15 protein-coding genes are annotated in these 19,056 nt (G+C 59.5%); 2 read left to right on the forward strand and 13 right to left on the reverse strand.

From position 1 onward, the window contains the following. Positions 1-12: 12 nt before the first annotated feature. The 6 genes from ACIPZE_RS14120 to ppsA all read right to left on the reverse strand — a co-directional run bounded on the left by ACIPZE_RS14120 (position 13) and on the right by ppsA (position 6,437). A complete protein-coding gene (locus ACIPZE_RS14120) occupies positions 13-837 on the reverse strand; it encodes a mechanosensitive ion channel domain-containing protein (RefSeq protein WP_400773353.1) in 825 nt (274 codons plus the stop codon). Between the two features lie 2 nt (positions 838-839). Beyond that, positions 840-1,088, reverse strand: coding sequence for a hypothetical protein (locus ACIPZE_RS14125; protein WP_008076827.1), 249 nt, complete (start codon positions 1,086-1,088; stop codon positions 840-842). 63 nt (positions 1,089-1,151) lie between these two features. Next, positions 1,152-2,147 (reverse strand): zinc transporter ZntB, encoded by a 996-nt coding sequence (locus ACIPZE_RS14130; protein ID WP_400773354.1) that lies wholly within the window; start codon positions 2,145-2,147, stop codon positions 1,152-1,154. A gap of 21 nt (positions 2,148-2,168) precedes the next feature. After that, on the reverse strand, positions 2,169-2,660 hold the full coding sequence (gene rraA / locus ACIPZE_RS14135) for a ribonuclease E activity regulator RraA (RefSeq protein WP_129391426.1): 492 nt from the start codon (positions 2,658-2,660) through the stop codon (positions 2,169-2,171). Positions 2,661-2,886: 226 nt separating this feature from the next. Beyond that, complete coding sequence (locus ACIPZE_RS14140; protein ID WP_400773356.1) at positions 2,887-3,876, reverse strand: alpha/beta fold hydrolase; 990 nt, start codon at positions 3,874-3,876, stop codon at positions 2,887-2,889. 185 nt (positions 3,877-4,061) lie between these two features. Then, on the reverse strand, positions 4,062-6,437 hold the full coding sequence (gene ppsA, locus ACIPZE_RS14145; protein WP_129391420.1) for a phosphoenolpyruvate synthase: 2,376 nt from the start codon (positions 6,435-6,437) through the stop codon (positions 4,062-4,064). A gap of 174 nt (positions 6,438-6,611) precedes the next feature. Here ppsA and ACIPZE_RS14150 point away from each other — a divergent pair, with 174 nt between their 5' ends. After that, a complete protein-coding gene (locus tag ACIPZE_RS14150) occupies positions 6,612-7,430 on the forward strand; it encodes a pyruvate, water dikinase regulatory protein (RefSeq protein ID WP_400773358.1) in 819 nt (272 codons plus the stop codon). A gap of 94 nt (positions 7,431-7,524) precedes the next feature. Here the strand turns inward: ACIPZE_RS14150 and ACIPZE_RS14155 are convergent, their stop codons facing one another. Further along, positions 7,525-8,940, reverse strand: coding sequence for a PLP-dependent aminotransferase family protein (locus ACIPZE_RS14155; RefSeq protein WP_283437129.1), 1,416 nt, complete (start codon positions 8,938-8,940; stop codon positions 7,525-7,527). 91 nt (positions 8,941-9,031) lie between these two features. Between ACIPZE_RS14155 and ACIPZE_RS14160 the strand changes: the two genes are divergently transcribed. Further along, positions 9,032-9,970: a DMT family transporter gene (locus tag ACIPZE_RS14160; RefSeq protein WP_400773360.1), complete on the forward strand. Its 939-nt coding sequence runs from the start codon at positions 9,032-9,034 to the stop codon at positions 9,968-9,970. 97 nt (positions 9,971-10,067) lie between these two features. On the opposite strand, the gene prpD is transcribed toward ACIPZE_RS14160, so the two are convergent. The 6 genes from prpD to ACIPZE_RS14190 all read right to left on the reverse strand — a co-directional run bounded on the left by prpD (position 10,068) and on the right by ACIPZE_RS14190 (position 18,904). Beyond that, positions 10,068-11,552, reverse strand: a complete 1,485-nt coding sequence (gene prpD / locus ACIPZE_RS14165) for a 2-methylcitrate dehydratase (protein WP_283437131.1) — start codon at positions 11,550-11,552, stop codon at positions 10,068-10,070. A 438-nt stretch (positions 11,553-11,990) separates the two neighbouring features. Beyond that, complete coding sequence (gene prpF / locus ACIPZE_RS14170; protein WP_400773362.1) at positions 11,991-13,193, reverse strand: 2-methylaconitate cis-trans isomerase PrpF; 1,203 nt, start codon at positions 13,191-13,193, stop codon at positions 11,991-11,993. Positions 13,194-13,247: 54 nt separating this feature from the next. Next, entirely contained in the window at positions 13,248-15,842 is a 2,595-nt protein-coding gene (acnD, locus tag ACIPZE_RS14175) for a Fe/S-dependent 2-methylisocitrate dehydratase AcnD (RefSeq protein ID WP_400773364.1), read from the reverse strand. 172 nt (positions 15,843-16,014) lie between these two features. Continuing rightward, positions 16,015-17,142, reverse strand: coding sequence for a 2-methylcitrate synthase (gene prpC / locus ACIPZE_RS14180; protein WP_400773366.1), 1,128 nt, complete (start codon positions 17,140-17,142; stop codon positions 16,015-16,017). Positions 17,143-17,291: 149 nt separating this feature from the next. Next, the gene (gene prpB, locus ACIPZE_RS14185) at positions 17,292-18,185 is read right to left on the reverse strand and encodes a methylisocitrate lyase (protein WP_283437135.1); all 894 of its coding nucleotides are present in this window, start codon (positions 18,183-18,185) and stop codon (positions 17,292-17,294) included. Next, the gene (locus ACIPZE_RS14190; RefSeq protein ID WP_171057355.1) at positions 18,182-18,904 is read right to left on the reverse strand and encodes a GntR family transcriptional regulator; all 723 of its coding nucleotides are present in this window, start codon (positions 18,902-18,904) and stop codon (positions 18,182-18,184) included. Before ACIPZE_RS14190 ends, prpB begins: the two co-directional genes overlap by 4 nt. Between the last annotated feature and the right edge of the window lie 152 nt (positions 18,905-19,056).

Here is a 19,056-nt window from a genome sequence, read left to right on the forward strand (position 1 = left end):
GGGTTTGCCGGATTAGCGGCTACTCACATGCTGTTCCAGCAGGATCCGATTGGAGAGTGAGACTAGCTCACCTTCATCGGTCAGCAATGTGGTTTTAACCGTGCCGATCTCTTCGATCTGGCCTTCGACCTCGCCAACACGCACTTGTTGCCCAACCTGATCCACCTCACGCACATAGATTCCCGCAAGAATCTGACCGGCAATTTCCCGGCTTCCCAAACCCATGGCCAGCGCAACCGCCAGACCAACGGTAATCAATACAATGACAATCACATGGTTCAGCAGGTCGGTCTTGACCTCAAGCTGACTGATCGCGACCGAGATGCTGATGATGATTACCAGCCCCTGAGCAATTCGCCCAAGCCCTGAAGCGTAGTCGAGCCCTACGCCTTCTGCCGCCCCGCGCACCAGCCCGTTGGCCAGTTGCGCGAGCAAAACACCTACCAGCAACACCAGGGCCGCACCGAATACTTTCGGCAAATACAGCGCCAACATATCCAGCGTAGCTGAAACTCGCTCAAGTCCAAGGGATTCTGCTGCAGAAACCAGGAAAATCAGCAGAACGAACCAATAGACGATTTTGCCGATGAGCGTCGAGATCGGCACTTGCAGCCCCGCGCGCGACATCAACTTGGTCAAACCGGTGCCGCCCATCAGGCGATCGAGACCCAGTTTGGCGAGCAATTTGGACAGCAAGGTATCGAGCAGCTTGGCCACAACGAAACCCAACAGCAGCACGACCAGTGCGCCGAACAGGTTCGGAATGAAGTTGGCTACTTTGGTCCACAACGCAGTCATTGCAGTGACGAGGCTCTGAGTCCAGAGGTCGAGTTCCATATTCAATCAGCCTTATCAGCAGTGCGAGCGGTAGGTTTACGAAGACGGGAAACCGGCGAGACATGCGCCGATCCATTATTCAGGGCAATCATCAGCGCGGGCAGCCAGCGGCCCAGCAGGCTGAACAGATCACCGGCGCCGACCTGGCGGTTGGCGGTTTTGAGTACGCGGCCCAGACAGGCATCGTCGTCGCGGCTGGACGGCGAAGCGTTGAGCATGTCACGCAAAGACTGTTCAAACGGATCGTGCATACGCACCTCTCGTGATGTCTGTGAAAGACGCGGGCAGATTTGCTCGGGTCACATGCGCCATCTTCAGACCCAGCGCAAACGACGAAATAACCACCACTGACCGAAGGCCAGGGCGAGCACCGTCAAACAGGCGATCAGGAAACCATAAGGGCTGCTGGAGAAGGGAATTCCGCCAACATTTATACCCAGCAGACCGGTGATGAAACTCATCGGCAAAAAGATGCAGGTGATGATCCCGAAGCGATACATCGTGCGGTTCATGCGCTCGCTCAAGCGCCGGTCTTCCGCCTCCAGCACAAGCCCCACGCGCTCTCGGGTCAATTCGAGCTCTTCGAGGTAGCGCGTCAGGCTGTTGTTCAATTCGTTCCAGTAGTCGGCATCGTCATCGACGAACCACGGCATTTTTATCCGCGTCAGTTGGCCGAAAATATCCCGCTGCGGTGCCAGGAAACGCTTCAGTCCGGCAGCCCTGCGCCGGATGTGCAAAATGGCCCCATGCTCGGGGGTGTACCGTTCGTCGGCATCCATCTTTTCTTCTTCCTCATCGGCGATTTCCGAGAGGCAAGTGACCAGATCCTGCACCTTGTTGGTGAGGAACTGGGCCAGATAAAGAATCAGTTCCGACGCGGTTTTCGGGCCTTTGTCGTCGGCCAGTTCCGACAACAGTTCATCGGTGGCGCGCAATGGCCGTAACCGCAGGGAAATCACCCGTTGCGCGGAGGCGAAAATCCGCACCGAGACCATGTCTTCCGGCTCGGCACCCGGATTGAGGTTGACCCCTCGCAGAAACAACAGCAGCTCGGAGTCCGGCAGCGGCAACAAACGCGGTCGGGTGTTCTCTTCCAACAGCAGATCGCAGGTGAATTCGTTGAGACCGCTGGATTTGCGCAGCCAGGTCTGGGTCTGCGGATGGCTGCGATCCCAATGCAGCCACAGGCTTTCGTGAGCCTGCAACTGCAAATCGTCGAGCTCAGTCCGGGCTATCGAACGCGCACCGCCTTTACCGTCCAGCACCAGGGCATGCACCAGCCCCCATTGCGCGTTTTCTTCCTCGAACATCCGCATCCCTTTGTCGAAATCTTATTCAGGCATTTTCAGCGGACTCGGCGAGATGATCACGCCGTTGTTGTCCGCATAAATGTATTGGCCCGGGTGGAACGTCACGCCGGCAAACGTTACCGGGACGTTAAGGTCGCCGATGCCGCGCTTGTCGGTTTTCATCGGGTGGCTGGCCAATGCCTGCACGCCCAGATCGGTCTGCGCGATAACGTCGACGTCACGGATGCAGCCGTAGATCACCAGCCCTTCCCAGCCGTTTTTGGCGGCCTTCTCGGCGAGCATGTCACCCAGCAATGCACGGCGCAGTGAACCGCCGCCGTCGACCACCAGCACCTTGCCATTGCCCTTGAGATCGACTTGTTCCTTGACCAGCGAGTTATCTTCGAAACATTTGATGGTCACGATTTCGCCGCCGAAGGAATCACGGCCGCCGAAATTGCTGAACATCGGTTCCAGCACCTGCACCAGCTCCGGATAGGCGTCGCACAGGTCAGGCGTGAGGTAATGGTTCATCGAAAAACTCCTGTAACAAGGAAGACGATCAGGGATGACGCACTCTTTTGAGACGAGTTCCGGTGGTCGCTGTTTACCTTAGTTCATGCAATGGTCGCTGAACCAACCTGAACAAACGCTGAAACGTAATCGCTAAACAGCCACCCAATATGACCAGAACCAAACAATCCGTCATATCTTAGCCGCAAGCCGACTCGAACGAAATGGCCTTTTCCGAGCCTTCAGCTCAGACCGCCGCGGCCAGATCGGGCTTCTCGCCGAGCAATGGCGACGTTTGATCGCTCAGCCAGCGCGCCACCAACGGCCAGACTTCAGCTTGCGCCGCTTTGCTCACCAACATCTCGACATGGCCGAAATTATCGTGGAAGCCCTGCTCGCGCCCCAGATTGATGAATTGCTTATGCTCGGAACCAACCTGCTCGAACAGTTTGCGACACGCCCACGTCGGATCCTGATGATCGCCCGCCGCACTCACCGCCAGCACCGGCACCTGAACGTCGGCCAGCCCTGCCCACCAATCCTTGTCCTTATCGCCAAAACGCCCGAACAAGCCGTACCAGCGCATGCTTTCGATGGCCAGCCCGATCGGCTCGTCTTCCGGGCCGCGCTTGAGACGCGAACCGGACAATTGCGCAAAGCGCTTGAGAATAAAGCGCCCGCTCCACTCCAGCGGCGGGATTTTCAGCGGCCAGTAAGTGCGGCTGACCTGCGTGCCAAAAAACGCCGCCGAGGCTACGGCGGGCTCGCCAAGGTATTCGCCACCCAGCGCCGCCGCCAGCGTGATGCCACCCAGCGAATGACCGATCCAGTGTGGCACTTGCCCGCTCTGCTCACGCACGAACGCGGCAATTGCCGGCAGATCGTAGCGCGCGTAGTCCGCGACACGGTTGCGCCGATATTCCTCGTTGCGTTGCGACAAGCCGTGGCCACGCATCTCCGGAATCCACACGTCGAAGCCCAGCCGCGTCAGGTACGCGCCCAATCCCAGGCCTTTGGGAGAAAACCAGAAGCGTCGATTGGAAAAACTGCCATGCAACAGAATCACCGGCACACCGCGTGGCGCCGAGTCATCGGCCATGCCCAGACGGGTGACGGCGATCTCCACGGACCAGTCCGGGCTGTTGCCGGGTTTCAAACGATAGACGTCTTCGCTCAGATCACCGCGCCGTTCGGCGCTGATCAGGGCGACAGGAAATAGGTTGCTGCTGCTTTGCATAATGCTCTTGCACAAAAAAGGGCGGCATCTACAGGAGCCCGCCCTACTTGAATCTCAAAGCCCTGCCCTTTGTAGGAGTGAGCCTGCTCGCGATTTCGGTGTATCAGCCAACATTTATGGCGATGGTGTGCCGTCTTCGCGAGCAAGCCCGCTCCCACAGGGGGAGTGGGCCGCTTACATACTCATTAAGCCTGCGCTTGGCCTTCGGCAAGGAAGAACCAGGTTTCCAGCACGGAGTCCGGGTTCAGCGACACGCTTTCGATGCCCTGCTCCATCAGCCATTTGGCCAGATCCGGGTGATCCGAAGGACCCTGACCGCAGATACCGATGTACTTGCCAGCCTTGTTGCACGCGGCAATCGCGTTGGCCAACAGCTTCTTGACCGCCGGATTACGCTCGTCGAACAGGTGCGCGATGATACCGGAGTCGCGGTCCAGGCCCAGGGTCAGCTGAGTCAGGTCGTTGGAACCGATCGAGAAACCGTCGAAGAATTCGAGGAATTCTTCAGCAAGGATCGCGTTGGACGGCAGTTCGCACATCATGATGATGCGCAGACCGTTTTCGCCGCGCTTCAAGCCGTTTTCGGCGAGCAGATCGATGACCTGGCTGGCTTCGCCCAAGGTGCGCACGAACGGCACCATGATTTCGACGTTGGTCAGGCCCATCTCGTTGCGTACACGCTTCAGCGCGCGGCATTCGAGTTCGAAGCAGTCACGGAACGATTCGCTGATGTAACGCGAAGCGCCACGGAAGCCCAGCATCGGGTTTTCTTCTTCCGGCTCGTAGAGCTTGCCGCCGATCAGGTTGGCGTATTCGTTGGACTTGAAGTCCGACAGACGCACGATGACTTTTTTCGGCGTGAACGCTGCAGCGAGGGTACTGATGCCTTCCACCAGTTTGTCGACATAGAAACCGACCGGATCGTCGTAACCGGCGATGCGCTTGTCGACGCTGTCCTTGATTTCCTGTGGCAGACCGTCGTAGTTCAACAGCGCTTTCGGGTGCACCCCGATCATGCGGTTGATGATGAATTCCAGACGGGCCAGGCCGACACCGGCGTTCGGCAGCTGCGCGAAGTCGAAGGCGCGATCCGGGTTGCCGACGTTCATCATGATCTTGAACGGCAGCTCCGGCATGGCATCCACGGAGTTTTTCTTGATGTCGAAGCCCAGTTCGCCTTCGAAGATGTAACCGGTGTCGCCTTCGGCGCACGAAACGGTCACGCCCTGGCCATCCTTCAGCAGTTGGGTGGCGTTGCCACAACCAACCACTGCCGGAATGCCCAGTTCACGGGCGATGATCGCCGCGTGGCAAGTACGGCCGCCACGGTTGGTGACGATGGCACTGGCGCGCTTCATCACCGGTTCCCAGTCCGGGTCGGTCATGTCGGAAACCAGTACGTCGCCCGGCTGGACTTTGTCCATCTCGGAGACGTCCTTGATGATCCGCACTTTGCCGGCGCCGATGCGCTGGCCAATCGCGCGACCTTCAACCAGCACGGTGCCGGTTTCCTTCAACAGGTAACGTTCCATGACGTTGGCCTGGGTGCGGCTCTTCACGGTTTCCGGACGGGCCTGCACGATGTACAGCTTGCCGTCGTCACCGTCCTTGGCCCACTCGATGTCCATCGGGCACTGATAGTGCTTCTCGATGATCATCGCTTGCTTGGCCAGCTCGCTGACTTCAGCGTCGGACAGGCAGAAACGTGCACGCTCAGCCTTGTCGACATCGACAGTCTTGACCGAACGACCGGCCTTGGCCTCGTCGCCGTAGATCATCTTGATCGCTTTGCTGCCCAGGTTGCGACGCAGGATCGCCGGACGACCGGCTTCCAGCGTGCCCTTGTGGACATAGAATTCGTCCGGGTTCACCGCGCCTTGTACGACGGTTTCACCCAGGCCGTAGGCGCCGGTGATGAACACGACGTCACGGAAACCGGATTCGGTGTCGAGGGTGAACATCACGCCGGCAGTACCGGTTTCCGAACGCACCATGCGCTGCACGCCAGCCGACAGGGCGACCAGTTTGTGGTCGAAGCCCTGGTGCACGCGGTAGGAAATCGCACGGTCGTTGAACAGCGACGCGAACACCTCTTTGGCGGCGCGGATAACGTTTTCCACACCACGGATGTTCAGGAAGGTTTCCTGCTGACCGGCGAACGAAGCGTCCGGCAAGTCTTCGGCGGTGGCGGAAGAACGCACGGCCACGGCCACATCAGGGTTGCCGGCCGACAGCGCGGCGAACGCGGTGCGGATCTCGGCATTGAGTTTTTCAGGGAATTCGGCGTCCATGATCCATTGACGGATCTGCGCGCCGGTCTTGGCCAGGGCGTTGACGTCGTCGACGTCGAGCGCGTCGAGGGCCGCGTGGATCTGGTCGTTGAGGCCACTCAGTTCGAGGAAATCACGATAAGCCTGAGCCGTCGTGGCGAAGCCGCCGGGGACCGAAACACCGGCGCCTGCCAGGTTACTGATCATCTCGCCCAGGGATGCGTTCTTGCCCCCCACATGCTCAACATCGTGTTTGCCGAGCTTATCGAGGGAAACTACGTACTCTACCAAGGTGATCTCTCCACTAACTGTGTTGGAAAAGCTCAGAAACCGGCTGCTCGGGGGAGCGTTGGCCGGTTGTATGGCCTGGACCTGGAAAATAAGTGAGAATGCGGGCCAGTCGCGGCCGACAAATCGCGCCTATCATATCCAAGATTGATGACTAGCTTAAGGCCCAAGGTGCAAATGAAACGATCTGCTTTCTTCATCTCCGATGGCACCGGCATCACTGCCGAAACCCTGGGTCAAAGCCTTCTGGCGCAGTTCGAAAACATTACCGTCAGCAAATTCACGCGACCGTACATCGACAGCGTTGAAAAAGCGCGGGCCATGGTACAACAAATCAACAAAGCCGCTGAAACCGACGGCTTTCGTCCGATCATCTTCGACACCATCGTCAATCAGGACATCCGTGAGATTCTCGCAACGTCCAATGGTTTCATGATCGACATTTTCTCGACCTTCCTCGCCCCGCTGGAGCAGGAACTGACCGAGCATTCTTCCTACACCGTCGGCAAATCCCATTCCATCGGGCACAACTCCAATTACATGGAGCGCATCGAGGCGGTGAACTTCGCCCTCGACAACGATGACGGCGCGCGCACGCACTATTACGACAAAGCCGACCTGATACTAGTGGGCGTGTCGCGTTGCGGTAAGACACCGACGTGCCTGTACATGGCCATGCAGTTCGGCATCCGCGCGGCCAACTATCCGCTGACCGAAGACGACATGGAGCGCCTGACCCTGCCAGCCGCCCTGCGCGCGCATCAGCACAAGCTGTTCGGCCTGACCATCGACCCGGATCGCCTCACCGCAATCCGCAACGAGCGCAAGCCCAACAGCCGCTATTCGAGTTATGCGCAGTGCGAATTTGAAGTGCGCGAAGTGGAGAACCTGTTCCGCCGCGAGAACATTCCGCACATCAATTCGACGCATTTTTCGGTGGAAGAGATTTCGGCGAAGATTTTGGTGGAGAAAGGCGTCGAACGACGCTTCAAATAACCCCGCAAACCTCCTGTAGGAGCTACCGCAGGCTGCGTTTTTTTGATCTTGTCTTTTAAAAACAGAATCAAAAGATCGCAGCCTGCGGCAGCTCCTACAGGGGATTGTGTTGTGTCAGGGCATTTGCCAGAGCTTCAAACCCCGCCAGCAACAAACGGTCATCCCCCACCGCATTGCACACACTCACCCGAATGAATTGCGGCACCGCGCCATGCCCGACCGCAAATGATTCGGCAGTCGCCACCAGATAATTGTTCTCCTTCAACTCGGCCGCAATCTGCGACGCCCGCCACAACTCAGGCACTTCTATCCAGAAATGCGGGCTGTAGGTGTGAGTCTTGTAATTCAGGCCCTTGAGCACCGGCGCGACCAACGTCTTGCGCCGGCCGATCTCGCTAATCTGTTCATCCAGCAAATGCTCGGCCATGCCGTTTTCGATCCACAGGCTCGCCACTTCCATCGATAACGGATTGGCCATCCAGCAGGTGCTGCGAATGGCTGAACTGATCCGCCCGATCAACGCTTGCGGTGCATGCAGATAACCCACGCGCAATCCGGCGGAAACCGCCTTGCTCAGGCTGCCGATCAACACCGCGCGCTCCGGCGCGAAGTAACTCAGTGGCAGCGGACGCTGGCGGTCGAGTACGGCGTGGGCTTCGTCTTCCACAATCAGCAGATTGTGCTGGCGGCAGACGTCGGCAATCGCCTCGCGCCGTAGGACCGACATCATCGCCGCTGTGGGATTCTGGATGGTCGGCGTGCAATACAGCGCCGATACCCGATGCTGACGGCAAATATCTTCCAGCGCTGAGGGCAACAGTCCTTCGTCGTCCATTGCAGCACCGATAAGTTTTATCCCGAGCTGGCGTGCGACGCTGATCAATCCCGGGTAGGACAAATGCTCGGTGACAACGCTGTCGCCGGCCTTGAGCAGCCCCATCAGCGCGCAGAGCAAACCATGCTGACCGCCGTTGACGCACAGCACCTGATCGGCGTGCGGCACGAAGTCGCCATGGCTGAGCCAGACCGCCCCCGCCACCCGATGCCGCGCCATGCCGCCCTCGGCGGTGTACCCGGTCAATTGGCGCAACACGCCCGGCTCATTGGCGAGATCCTGCAGGCTCTGGCTCAGGAAGGTGGTTTCCTGCCCCGGAATCGGCTGATTCCGACTCATGTCGAAGCAGGTTGGCGGCTCATCGCTGACGTTGCGAAAGCCTTTGTCCTGCGCCCGCTCCATCCCACGCTGGGACACATAAGTGCCATCGCCGACGCGAGCGACGACCAGGCCGACACGTTCCAGCTCACCGTATGCACGACTGATGGTGCCAATGGTCACGCCCAGGCTGTCGGCCAACAGCCGGTGCGGCGGCAACTTGCAGCCAACCTCGATCACGCCTTCATCAATCGCCTGCGCGACGCCGTCGGCGAGGCGCTTGTACTTCACACCGACGCCGTTGACGAGACCGTCACGGAGGATTGACACCATGGCAATACTTACTTTGACAGTCATTGTCACCCCGAATAGCGTGCTGAAAACAGGTTTAATCAGCAATAAACCTTTTCATTGATCAGGTCAATTCCACCGTTCGGAGCTTGCCGCCATGTCGACCGCCATCAGCACCCCCATCAACATCAGCAAACCCTGGCTCGCCGGATTGCTCACCAGCGTGCTGTTCCTGATCGTCTGCCTGAGTTGGGGCACGACGTGGCTGGGGATCAAGATTGCTGTTGAAAGCGTGCCGCCACTGACCGCCGCCGGCCTGCGTTTTCTGATCGCGTTTCCGCTGTTCCTCAGCTTCGCCCTTTTGCGCAAGGAACCGCTGCTGTTTCCGCGCCAAAGCCGCTGGTTTTTTGTCTTCGTCACGCTGAGCTACTTCAGTCTGCCGTATTACCTGCTCAACTACGGCGAGATGCACGTGTCGTCCGGCCTGACGGCGCTGCTGTTCAGTTGCATGCCGGTGTTCATCCTGCTGTTTTCCGCGCTGTTTCTGCGCGAAAAAATCTACCCGTCGCAAATGCTCGGCATCGCCATCGGTTTCGGCAGTCTGTTCATGATCATTCGCAGCCAGGGCCTGCATCTGGATCAGGCGGAATGGCTGGGCGTACTGGCGATTCTGTGTGCGGCGGTGATGCATGCGCTGTGCTACGTGGTGACGAAAAAACACGGCAGCGCGATCAGCGTGATCACCTACAACACGCTGCCGATCGGCATTGCCGGGGCGATGTTATTTATTGGCGGCTTGAGTGTTGAAGCGCCGGTGTTTAGCGACGTGACCACACGTTCGTGGGGTGCCCTGCTCTACCTGGGACTGGTGGCGTCGGTGGGCGGATTCATCGTTTATTTTTTGCTGCTGAAACGCCTGAGCCCGATCATTCTGTCGTTCGTGTTTATCATCTTCCCGGTGTTCGCCGTGATCATCGGCGCCTGGTATGAAGGGCAGACATTGTCGCGGGAATTGATGATCTATTCGGCGATCCTGTTGAGCGGGTTTGCCATCACCAAATTGCCCATCGAAAAATGGCGGACACGGTCCGTGTAGGAGCTGCCGAAGGCTGCGATCTTTTGATCTGGATTGTAAAAAACAAGATCAAAAGATCGCAGCCTGCGGCAGCTCCTACATGGGCGTGGTTGTAACTTCAGAGGGCGAACAGGTCGACGAAGCGGTTGACCGGGGTGGACTCGAGTCGGGTTTGATCCTTGCACAGTGTGAAAATTTCGCCACTGCGCTGCCCGGTAAAACGCGTCGTGAGATTGGCTTTGAACTTGTCCTCCAGCAATGGAATGCCCTCGGCACGGCGACGGCGGTGACCAATCGGGTATTCCACCACAACGTTTTCAGTGCTGCTGCCATCCTTGAAAAACACCTGCACGGCGTTGGCAATCGAGCGCTTGTCGGGCTCGAGATATTCGCGAGTGAAACGCGGTTCTTCGACGATGACCATTTTTTCGCGCAGCACATCGATGATCGGATGCGCACGGTGGAAATCGTCTTCGTATTGCTCAGCGACCAGATTGCCGAACGCCAATGGCACTGCGGTCATGTACTGGATGCAATGATCGCGGTCGGCGGCGTTGGCCAGCGGCCCGACTTTGGAAATGATGCGGATCGCCGATTCGTGGGTGGTGATGACGATCCGGTCAATTTCGTGCAGGCGATTGCGCACTTGTGGGTGCAACGTCACCGCTGCTTCGCAGGCGGTTTGCGCATGGAACTCTGCGGGGAAGCTGATCTTGAACAGGACGTTTTCCATCACGTAACTGCCGAACGCGCGCGCGAAAGTGAACGCGCGTTTGTCCTGCGGTTTCAGCGCCAGATCGTTGTTGGTGTGGCTGAACAGCACGTCATAAAAGCCCCACTGTTTTGCCGTCAGCACCCCGGGAATGCCCATCTCGCCGCGCATGGCGATGTCGGCCAGGCGCACGCCACGACTCGACGCATCCCCGGCCGCCCAGGATTTGCGCGAACCGGCGTTCGGTGCATGACGATAAGTGCGCAACGCCTGCCCGTCAGCAAACGCATGGGACAACGCCGACAGCAGTTGCTCGCGATTGGCGCCCATCAGTTTCGCGGTGACCGCCGTTGAGGCGACTTTCACCAGGATGACGTGATCGAGTCCTACACGGTTGAAGGAGTTTTCCAGGGCGATTACCCCTTGAATCTCGTGCGCCATGATCATCGCTTCGAGCACATCGCGAACCGTCAGCGGTGCTTCAGCGTTGGCCACGCGTTTCTGCGACAGATGATCGGCCACCGCGAGAATTCCGCCGAGGTTGTCGGAGGGATGGCCCCATTCGGCGGCGAGCCAAGTGTCGTTGTAGTCGAGCCAGCGGACGATGCAGCCGATGTCCCACGCGGCTTTGACCGGGTCGAGGCGATAGGACGTGCCGGGAACGCGTGCGCCAAACGGCACGATGGTGCCCTCGACGATTGGCCCAAGATGCTTGGTGCATTCGGGGAAACGCAGCGCCAGCAGGCCGCAACCCAGCGTGTCCATCAGGCAGTTGCGGGCGGTGTCGAGGGCTTCGGCAGAGGTGACTTTGAAGGTGAGGACGTAATCGGCGATGTCCTGCAGGACAGGGTCGTAGTCGGGGCGGTTGTTCAGGTCGACGTTGGCGCTCATTGCGGTTCTCCTGTGCGGGAATGATGAGTGGTGCGGTCTTCCTCAGGGCTTGGCTGGGTTGGTCTGGTTGATTGCAGGTCTGGGGTGCCTGCTTGTTTTGGGTTTCTTCAGTGGGTGGCCCCTCACCCTAGCCCTCTCCCGAGGGAGAGGAAACTGATTGGGGGATGTTGTAGAGGTTCGCCGACGTGATCGATCTGCGCTGAATCCGTAATCGATCTGGTCAATGAACAACTTCAAACACCTCGATGCCCTCTTGAATCCATAATCGACTCGATCTTTCAGGTCGCTATACAACCTCAGACACCTCGGTCGGCCCCTGAATCCATAATCGCCTCAATCTTTCAGGTCGATGTACAACCCCAGACACCTCGGTCGGCCCCCTCTCCCTTTGGGAGAGGGCTGGGCGGGCGGCGTTCCGATGAGGGTAAAACTTTCGAATCAGAAGGAATCTCCGGGGACGCGGACGTAGCCTTCCATGAGGACGCGCGCGCTGCGGCTCATGATCGCTTTTTTGACGACCCATTCGCCGTTTTCCAGACTGGCTTCAGCACCGACGCGCAACGTTCCGGACGGATGCCCGAAGCGCACGGCATTGCGTTCAACGCCACCCGCCGCGAGGTTCACCAACGTGCCGGAAATGGCTGCGGCGGTGCCGATCGCCACAGCCGCCGTGCCCATCATTGCGTGGTGCAACTTGCCCATCGACAACGCACGCACCAGCAAATCCACATCCCCGGCAGCAATCGCTTTGCCACTGGACGCCAGGTAATCCGCAGGCTTGGCAACGAACGCAACTTTCGGCGTGTGCTGCCGTTTCGCCGCTTCATCCAGATTGGCAATCAGGCCCATGCGCAGCGCGCCGTAAGCACGAATCGTCTCGAACATCTGCAGCGCTTGCGGATCGCTGTTGATCGCGCCTTGCAGTTCGGTGCCGGTGTAACCGATGTCTGCGGCGTTGACGAAAATCGTCGGGATGCCGGCGTTGATCATCGTCACCTTGAACGTGCCGACACCCGGCACTTCCAGCTCATCGATCAGGTTGCCGGTGGGGAACATCGAGCCACCGCCGCCCTCTTCGTCCGCCGCCGGGTCCATGAATTCGACTTGCACTTCAGCGGCCGGAAAAGTCACGCCGTCGAGTTCGAAATCACCGGTTTCCTGCACCTCGCCATTGGTGATCGGCACATGGGCGATGATGGTTTTGCCGATGTTGGCCTGCCACACGCGCACCACCGCAACACCGTTGTGCGGAATGCGGTTGGCGTCGACCAAGCCATTGCTGATGGCGAACGAACCGACCGCTGCCGAGAGGTTGCCGCAGTTGCCGCTCCAATCCACGAATGGCTTGTCGATAGAGACCTGGCCGAACAGGTAATCGACGTCGTGATCAGCCTTGAGGCTTTTCGACAGGATCACGGTTTTGCTGGTGCTCGAAGTCGCGCCGCCCATGCCGTCGATCTGCTTGTCGTACGGGTCAGGGCTGCCGATCACGCGCAGCAAAAAAGCGTCGCGAACCGGGCCGGGAATCTGCGCCGCTTCGGGCAAATCCTTGAGGCTGAAAAACACGCCTTTGCTGGTGCCGCCGCGCATGTAGGTGGCGGGGATTTTGATCTGCGGTGCGAAAGTAGCTGCGTGAGCCATGGTGCTCCTTAACCACAGGCGTGAGACCGAAATCTCACGCCTGCATCAGTAGATTTAAACGGCAACCGCCGACTCTTCGAGGAAGTCCTGGGCGAAGCGTTGCAACACGCCGCCGGCCTCGTAGATCGACACTTCTTCGGCGGTATCCAGACGGCAGGTCACCGGCACATCAACGCGCTCACCGTTCTGGCGATGGATCACCAGCGTCAGATCCGCACGCGGTTTGCGCTCGCCGATCACGTCGTAGGTTTCGCTGCCGTCGATGGCAAGCGTGTGCCGGTCGGTGCCCGGCTTGAACTCCAGCGGCAACACGCCCATGCCCACCAGGTTGGTGCGGTGAATGCGTTCGAAACCTTCGGCGGCAATCGCTTCGACACCGGCCAGACGCACACCTTTCGCCGCCCAGTCGCGGGACGAGCCCTGACCGTAATCGGCGCCGGCGATGATGATCAGCGGCTGCTTGCGTTCCATGTAGGTTTCGATGGCTTCCCACATGCGCATCACTTTGCCTTCCGGCTCGACGCGCGCCAGCGAACCCTGTTTGACCTTGCCGTTTTCCACGACCATTTCATTGAACAGTTTTGGGTTGGCGAAGGTTGCGCGTTGTGCGGTCAAGTGGTCGCCACGGTGGGTGGCGTAAGAGTTGAAGTCCTCTTCCGGCAGGCCCATTTTCGCCAGGTATTCGCCGGCGGCGCTGTCGAGCATGATTGCGTTCGATGGCGACAGGTGATCGGTGGTGATGTTGTCCGGAAGCACCGCCAGCGGGCGCATGCCCTTCAACGGACGGGCGCCAGCCAGTGCGCCTTCCCAGTACGGCGGACGGCGGATGTAGGTGCTCATTTCGCGCCACTCGTACAGCGGCGTGACTTTCGGGCCGGTGTCTTCGTGGACGGCGAACATCGGAATATAGACCTGACGGAACTGCTCAGGCTTGACCGACGATTTCACCACGGCGTCGATTTCTTCGTCGCTCGGCCAAATGTCCTTCAGGCGGATTTCCTTGCCGTCGACCACGCCCAACACGTCTTTCTCGATATCGAAACGGATGGTCCCGGCGATGGCGTACGCGACCACCAGTGGCGGCGAAGCGAGGAACGCTTGCTTGGCGTACGGGTGGATGCGGCCGTCGAAGTTGCGGTTACCGGAAAGCACGGCGGTGGCGTACAGATCGCGGTCAATGATCTCTTGCTGGATCACTGGATCGAGCGCGCCGGACATGCCGTTGCAGGTGGTGCAGGCAAAGGCGACGACGCCGAAACCGAGCTGTTCCAGCTCAGTGGTCAGCCCCGCTTCGTCGAGGTACAGCGCGACGGTTTTCGAACCCGGCGCCAGCGAGGATTTCACCCACGGCTTGCGGGTCAGGCCAAGCCTGTTAGCGTTGCGCGCGAGCAGGCCAGCGGCGATCACGTTGCGCGGGTTGCTGGTGTTGGTGCAACTGGTGATGGCGGCGATGATCACGGCGCCGTCAGGCATTTGCCCGGGGATTTCTTCCCACTGACCGGAGATGCCTTTGGCCGCCAGATCCGAGGTCGCGACGCGGGCGTGCGGGTTGCTCGGGCCGGCCATGTTGCGCACCACCGAGGACAGATCGAAGCTCAAACCACGCTCGTATTGCGCGCCTTTCAGGCTGTCCGCCCACAGGCCAGTCAACTTGGCGTATTGCTCGACCAACTGCACTTGCTGGTCTTCACGACCGGTGAGTTTCAAGTAATCGATGGTCTGCTGGTCGATATAGAACATCGCCGCCGTGGCGCCGTATTCCGGGGCCATGTTGGAGATGGTTGCGCGGTCGCCGAGGGTCAGCGCAGCAGCGCCTTCGCCGAAGAACTCCAGCCACGCGCCGACGACTTTCTGTTTGCGCAGGTATTCGGTGAGCGCCAGCACCATGTCGGTGGCAGTGATGCCCGGTTGCAGCTTGCCGGTCAGTTCGACGCCGACGCTTTCTGGCAGGCGCATCCACGAGGCGCGGCCGAGCATCACGCTCTCGGCTTCGAGGCCGCCGACACCAATGGCGATCACGCCCAAGGCGTCGACGTGCGGCGTGTGGCTATCGGTACCGACGCAGGTGTCGGGGAACGCGACGCCCTCACGAACCTGAATCACCGGAGACATTTTCTCCAGGTTGATCTGGTGCATGATGCCGTTGCCTGGCGGGATCACATCAACGTTCTTGAAGGCCTTCTTCGTCCAGTTGATGAAGTGAAAACGGTCTTCGTTGCGACGGTCTTCGATGGCGCGGTTTTTCTCGAACGCCTGTTTGTCGAAACCGCCCGCTTCCACCGCTAGCGAATGGTCGACGATCAATTGCGTCGGCACCACCGGGTTGACTTGCGCCGGGTCGCCACCTTGCAACGCGATCGCGTCGCGCAGGCCAGCGAGGTCGACCAGCGCGGTCTGGCCGAGGATGTCGTGGCAGACCACGCGCGCAGGGAACCACGGGAAATCGAGGTCGCGTTTGCGCTCGATCAGTTGCTTGAGGGAATCGGTGAGCGTTGCCGGGTCGCAGCGACGCACAAGGTTTTCCGCCAGCACGCGGGAGGTGTACGGCAGGGTGTCGTAACTGCCGGGCTGAATCGCTTCGACAGCTGCGCGAGCGTCGAAATAATCCAGAGGACTGCCGGGCAGGGTTTTGCGGAATTCTGTGTTCATCGGGTCAGGACTCGGGTCACGGTAGTTGCAAAGGGTGATGCCGTCTCGCCGCCCCCCTGTAGGAGCTGCCGAAGGCTGCGATCTTTTGATCTTTTTTTCAGGATCAAGATCAAGGGATCGCAGCCTTCGGCAGCTCCTACAGGGATTGCGCTCAGGCGTTGGCACTCACCATTCAGCGACGTTCGATTGGCACGAACTTGCGCTGTTCGACGCCGATGTACTCGGCGCTTGGGCGGATGATGCGGTTGTTGGCGCGCTGTTCGAACACGTGCGCAGCCCAGCCGGTCAAGCGCGAGCAAACGAAGATCGGCGTGAACAGCTTGGTCGGGATACCCATGAAGTGGTACGCCGAGGCATGGTAGAAATCGGCGTTCGGGAAGAGTTTTTTCTGTTCCCACATGGTCTTGTCGATGGCTTCCGAGACCGGAAACAGCACCTTGTCACCGACTTCGTCAGCAAGCTGTTTCGCCCAGCCCTTGATCACTTCGTTGCGCGGATCGCTGTCCTTATAGATCGCGTGGCCGAAGCCCATGATCTTGTCCTTGCGCTCAAGCATGCCGAGGGTGCCTTTAATCGCCTCTTCCGGCGACGAGAAGCGTTCGATCATTTCCATCGCCGCTTCGTTGGCGCCGCCATGCAACGGGCCGCGCAGCGAACCGATGGCGGCGGTTACGCAGGAATACAGATCGGACAGGGTCGAGGCGCAAACGCGTGCGGTGAAGGTCGAGGCGTTGAATTCGTGTTCGGCGTAAAGGATCAGCGAGACGTTCATCACTTTCACGTGCAGTTCGCTCGGCTTCTTGTCGTGCAGCAAGTGCAGGAAGTGGCCGCCGATGGTTGGCTCGTCACTGACGCAATTGATGCGTTTGCCGTCGTGGCTGAAGCGATACCAGTAGCACATGATCGCCGGGAACGCGGCGAGCAGACGGTCAGTCTTGTCGCGCTGTTCGGAAAAATCTTTCTCCGGTTCTATGTTGCCAAGGAACGAGCAACCGGTGCGCATCACGTCCATCGGGTGGGCGTCGGCGGGGATGCGTTCGAGCACTTCTTTCAGCGCTGGCGGCAGGTCGCGCAGCTTGCTCAGCTTGCCTTGGTATTCATCGAGTTGCGCTTTGGTCGGCAGCTCGCCGTAGAGCAGCAGGTACGCGACTTCTTCAAATTGTGCATCGGCTGCCAGTTCGCGCACGTCGTAGCCGCGATAGGTCAGCCCGGCACCGGCCTGGCCTACGGTGGACAGTGCGGTTTGCCCGGCAACCTGGCCACGGAGCCCGGCGCCACTGAGTACTTTTGCTTCGGCCATTGTGTTCTCCAATCTTTTTGAATTTGTATGGGGAAAACTTGTGGGAGCGAGCCTGCTCGCGAAGGTGGCTGGAACACCTCGGTGCGTCAGGGACACCGCGTTATCGTTGGCGTCCTTCGCGAGCAGGCTCGCTCCCACAGGGGTCTTGTTCAGCCTTTCTTTTGTGCAAACAACGCATCGAGCTTCTGCTCGAACGTGTGGTAATCGATGCGATCGTAAAGCTCCATGCGAGTCTGCATGGTGTCGATGACATTCTGCTGCGTGCCGTCGCGGCGGATCGCGGTGTAAACGTTTTCGGCAGCCTTGTTCATCGCGCGGAACGCCGACAGTGGATACAGCACCAGCGACACGTCGGCGCCGGCCAGTTGTTCGGTGGTGTACAGCGGCGTCGAGCCGAACTCGGTGATGTTGGCCAGAATCGGCGCTTTCACACGGCTGGCGAACAGCTTGTACATCTCCAGTTCGGTGATAGCTTCCGGGAAGATCATGTCGGCGCCGGCCTCGATGCACGCGGCAGCGCGATCGAGTGCCGATTCCAGACCTTCCACCGCCAGCGCATCGGTGCGCGCCATGATCACGAAGCTGTCATCGGTCCGCGCATCGACCGCAGCCTTGATGCGGTCGACCATTTCCTGCTGGCTGACGATTTCTTTATTAGGACGGTGGCCGCAGCGCTTGGCGCCGACCTGATCCTCGATGTGAATCGCCGCCGCGCCGAACTTGATCATCGACTTGACCGTGCGCGCCACGTTGAACGCCGACGAACCGAAACCGGTGTCGACGTCGACCAGCAACGGCAGATCGCAAACGTCAGTGATACGGCGTACGTCGGTGAGCACGTCATCCAGACCGGTGATGCCCAGATCCGGCACGCCGAGCGAGCCTGCGGCCACCCCGCCACCGGACAGGTAGATCGCCTTGAAACCGGCGCGCTTGGCCAACAGCGCGTGGTTGGCGTTGATCGCGCCAACCACTTGCAATGGATGCTCGCTGGCGACCGCATCGCGGAAACGCTGGCCTGGAGTGCTGTGCTTGGAACTCATGACTCACCTCGTTCAGTGGCTGTCTTATTGTGGGCGCCGTCCTGGTAATGACGAGCGATGTTGCGTTTCGAGGCGCCGATGTGGCGGCGCATCAACAATTCCGCGAGCTCGCCGTCACGGTCGGCGATGGCATCGAGAATCCGGTGGTGTTCGGCGAAGGCCTGGCGGGGGCGATTCGGCGTGGTGGAAAACTGGATGCGGTACATGCGCACCAGTTGATACAGCTCGCCGCAGAGCATCTGGGTCAGCGTGCGGTTGCCGCTGCCCTGGATGATCCGGTAATGAAAGTCGAAATCGCCTTCCTGCTGGTAGTAGCCGACGCCGGCCTGAAACGCGGCATCGCGTTCGTGGGTTTCCAGCACGCGGCGCAGTTCGTCGATTTCTTCGACGCTCATGCGCTCGGCCGCCAGACGGCAGGCCATGCCTTCGAGGGATTCGCGGATTTCGTAGAGTTCGATCAGCTCGGCATGATTGAGCGACACCACCCGCGCGCCGACGTGCGGAACGCGCACCAGCAGGCGCTGGCCTTCGAGTCGGTGAATCGCCTCACGCAGCGGCCCGCGACTGATGCCGTAAGTGCGCGCCAGTTCCGGCTCGGAGATCTTGCTGCCCGGGGCGATCTCGCCTTTGACGATGGCCGCCTGAATACGCCGGAAGACGTTTTCCGAGAGCGTCTCGGAATCGTCGCCGCTGATGACCGGGGGATCGAGTTGATCCAGCATGATTGTCGACACCTTTAAATCCAATGCGGCAAAAACTAGCTAATTCAACCGAATCAGTCAAAGGATAAATGGGTATTGTCGACAATCGTCTAATAACCTTAAAAGATCGCAGCCTGCGGCAGCTCCTACAGGGTTCAGTGCAGGAACTG

The sequence above is a fragment of the Pseudomonas sp. NPDC089741 genome (assembly GCF_044748825.1).
Taxonomy (GTDB): domain Bacteria; phylum Pseudomonadota; class Gammaproteobacteria; order Pseudomonadales; family Pseudomonadaceae; genus Aquipseudomonas; species Aquipseudomonas helmanticensis.

Bases quoted from the DNA above. Each gene is read 5' to 3' on its own strand.
- ACIPZE_RS14125 (WP_008076827.1), bottom strand. From the start codon at position 1,088: ATGCACGATCCGTTTGAACAGTCTTTGCGTGACATGCTCAACGCTTCG.
- ACIPZE_RS14155 (WP_283437129.1), bottom strand. From the start codon at position 8,940: ATGACTGTCAAAGTAAGTATTGCCATGGTGTCAATCCTCCGTGACGGT.
- prpD (WP_283437131.1), bottom strand. From the start codon at position 11,552: ATGAGCGCCAACGTCGACCTGAACAACCGCCCCGACTACGACCCTGTC.
- ACIPZE_RS14130 (WP_400773354.1), bottom strand. From the start codon at position 2,147: ATGTTCGAGGAAGAAAACGCGCAATGGGGGCTGGTGCATGCCCTGGTG.
- ACIPZE_RS14140 (WP_400773356.1), bottom strand. From the start codon at position 3,876: ATGCAAAGCAGCAGCAACCTATTTCCTGTCGCCCTGATCAGCGCCGAA.
- ACIPZE_RS14120 (WP_400773353.1), bottom strand. From the start codon at position 837: ATGGAACTCGACCTCTGGACTCAGAGCCTCGTCACTGCAATGACTGCG.
- ACIPZE_RS14150 (WP_400773358.1), top strand. From the start codon at position 6,612: ATGAAACGATCTGCTTTCTTCATCTCCGATGGCACCGGCATCACTGCC.
- prpC (WP_400773366.1), bottom strand. From the start codon at position 17,142: ATGGCCGAAGCAAAAGTACTCAGTGGCGCCGGGCTCCGTGGCCAGGTT.
- acnD (WP_400773364.1), bottom strand. From the start codon at position 15,842: ATGAACACAGAATTCCGCAAAACCCTGCCCGGCAGTCCTCTGGATTAT.
- prpB (WP_283437135.1), bottom strand. From the start codon at position 18,185: ATGAGTTCCAAGCACAGCACTCCAGGCCAGCGTTTCCGCGATGCGGTC.
- rraA (WP_129391426.1), bottom strand. From the start codon at position 2,660: ATGAACCATTACCTCACGCCTGACCTGTGCGACGCCTATCCGGAGCTG.
- prpF (WP_400773362.1), bottom strand. From the start codon at position 13,193: ATGGCTCACGCAGCTACTTTCGCACCGCAGATCAAAATCCCCGCCACC.
- ACIPZE_RS14160 (WP_400773360.1), top strand. From the start codon at position 9,032: ATGTCGACCGCCATCAGCACCCCCATCAACATCAGCAAACCCTGGCTC.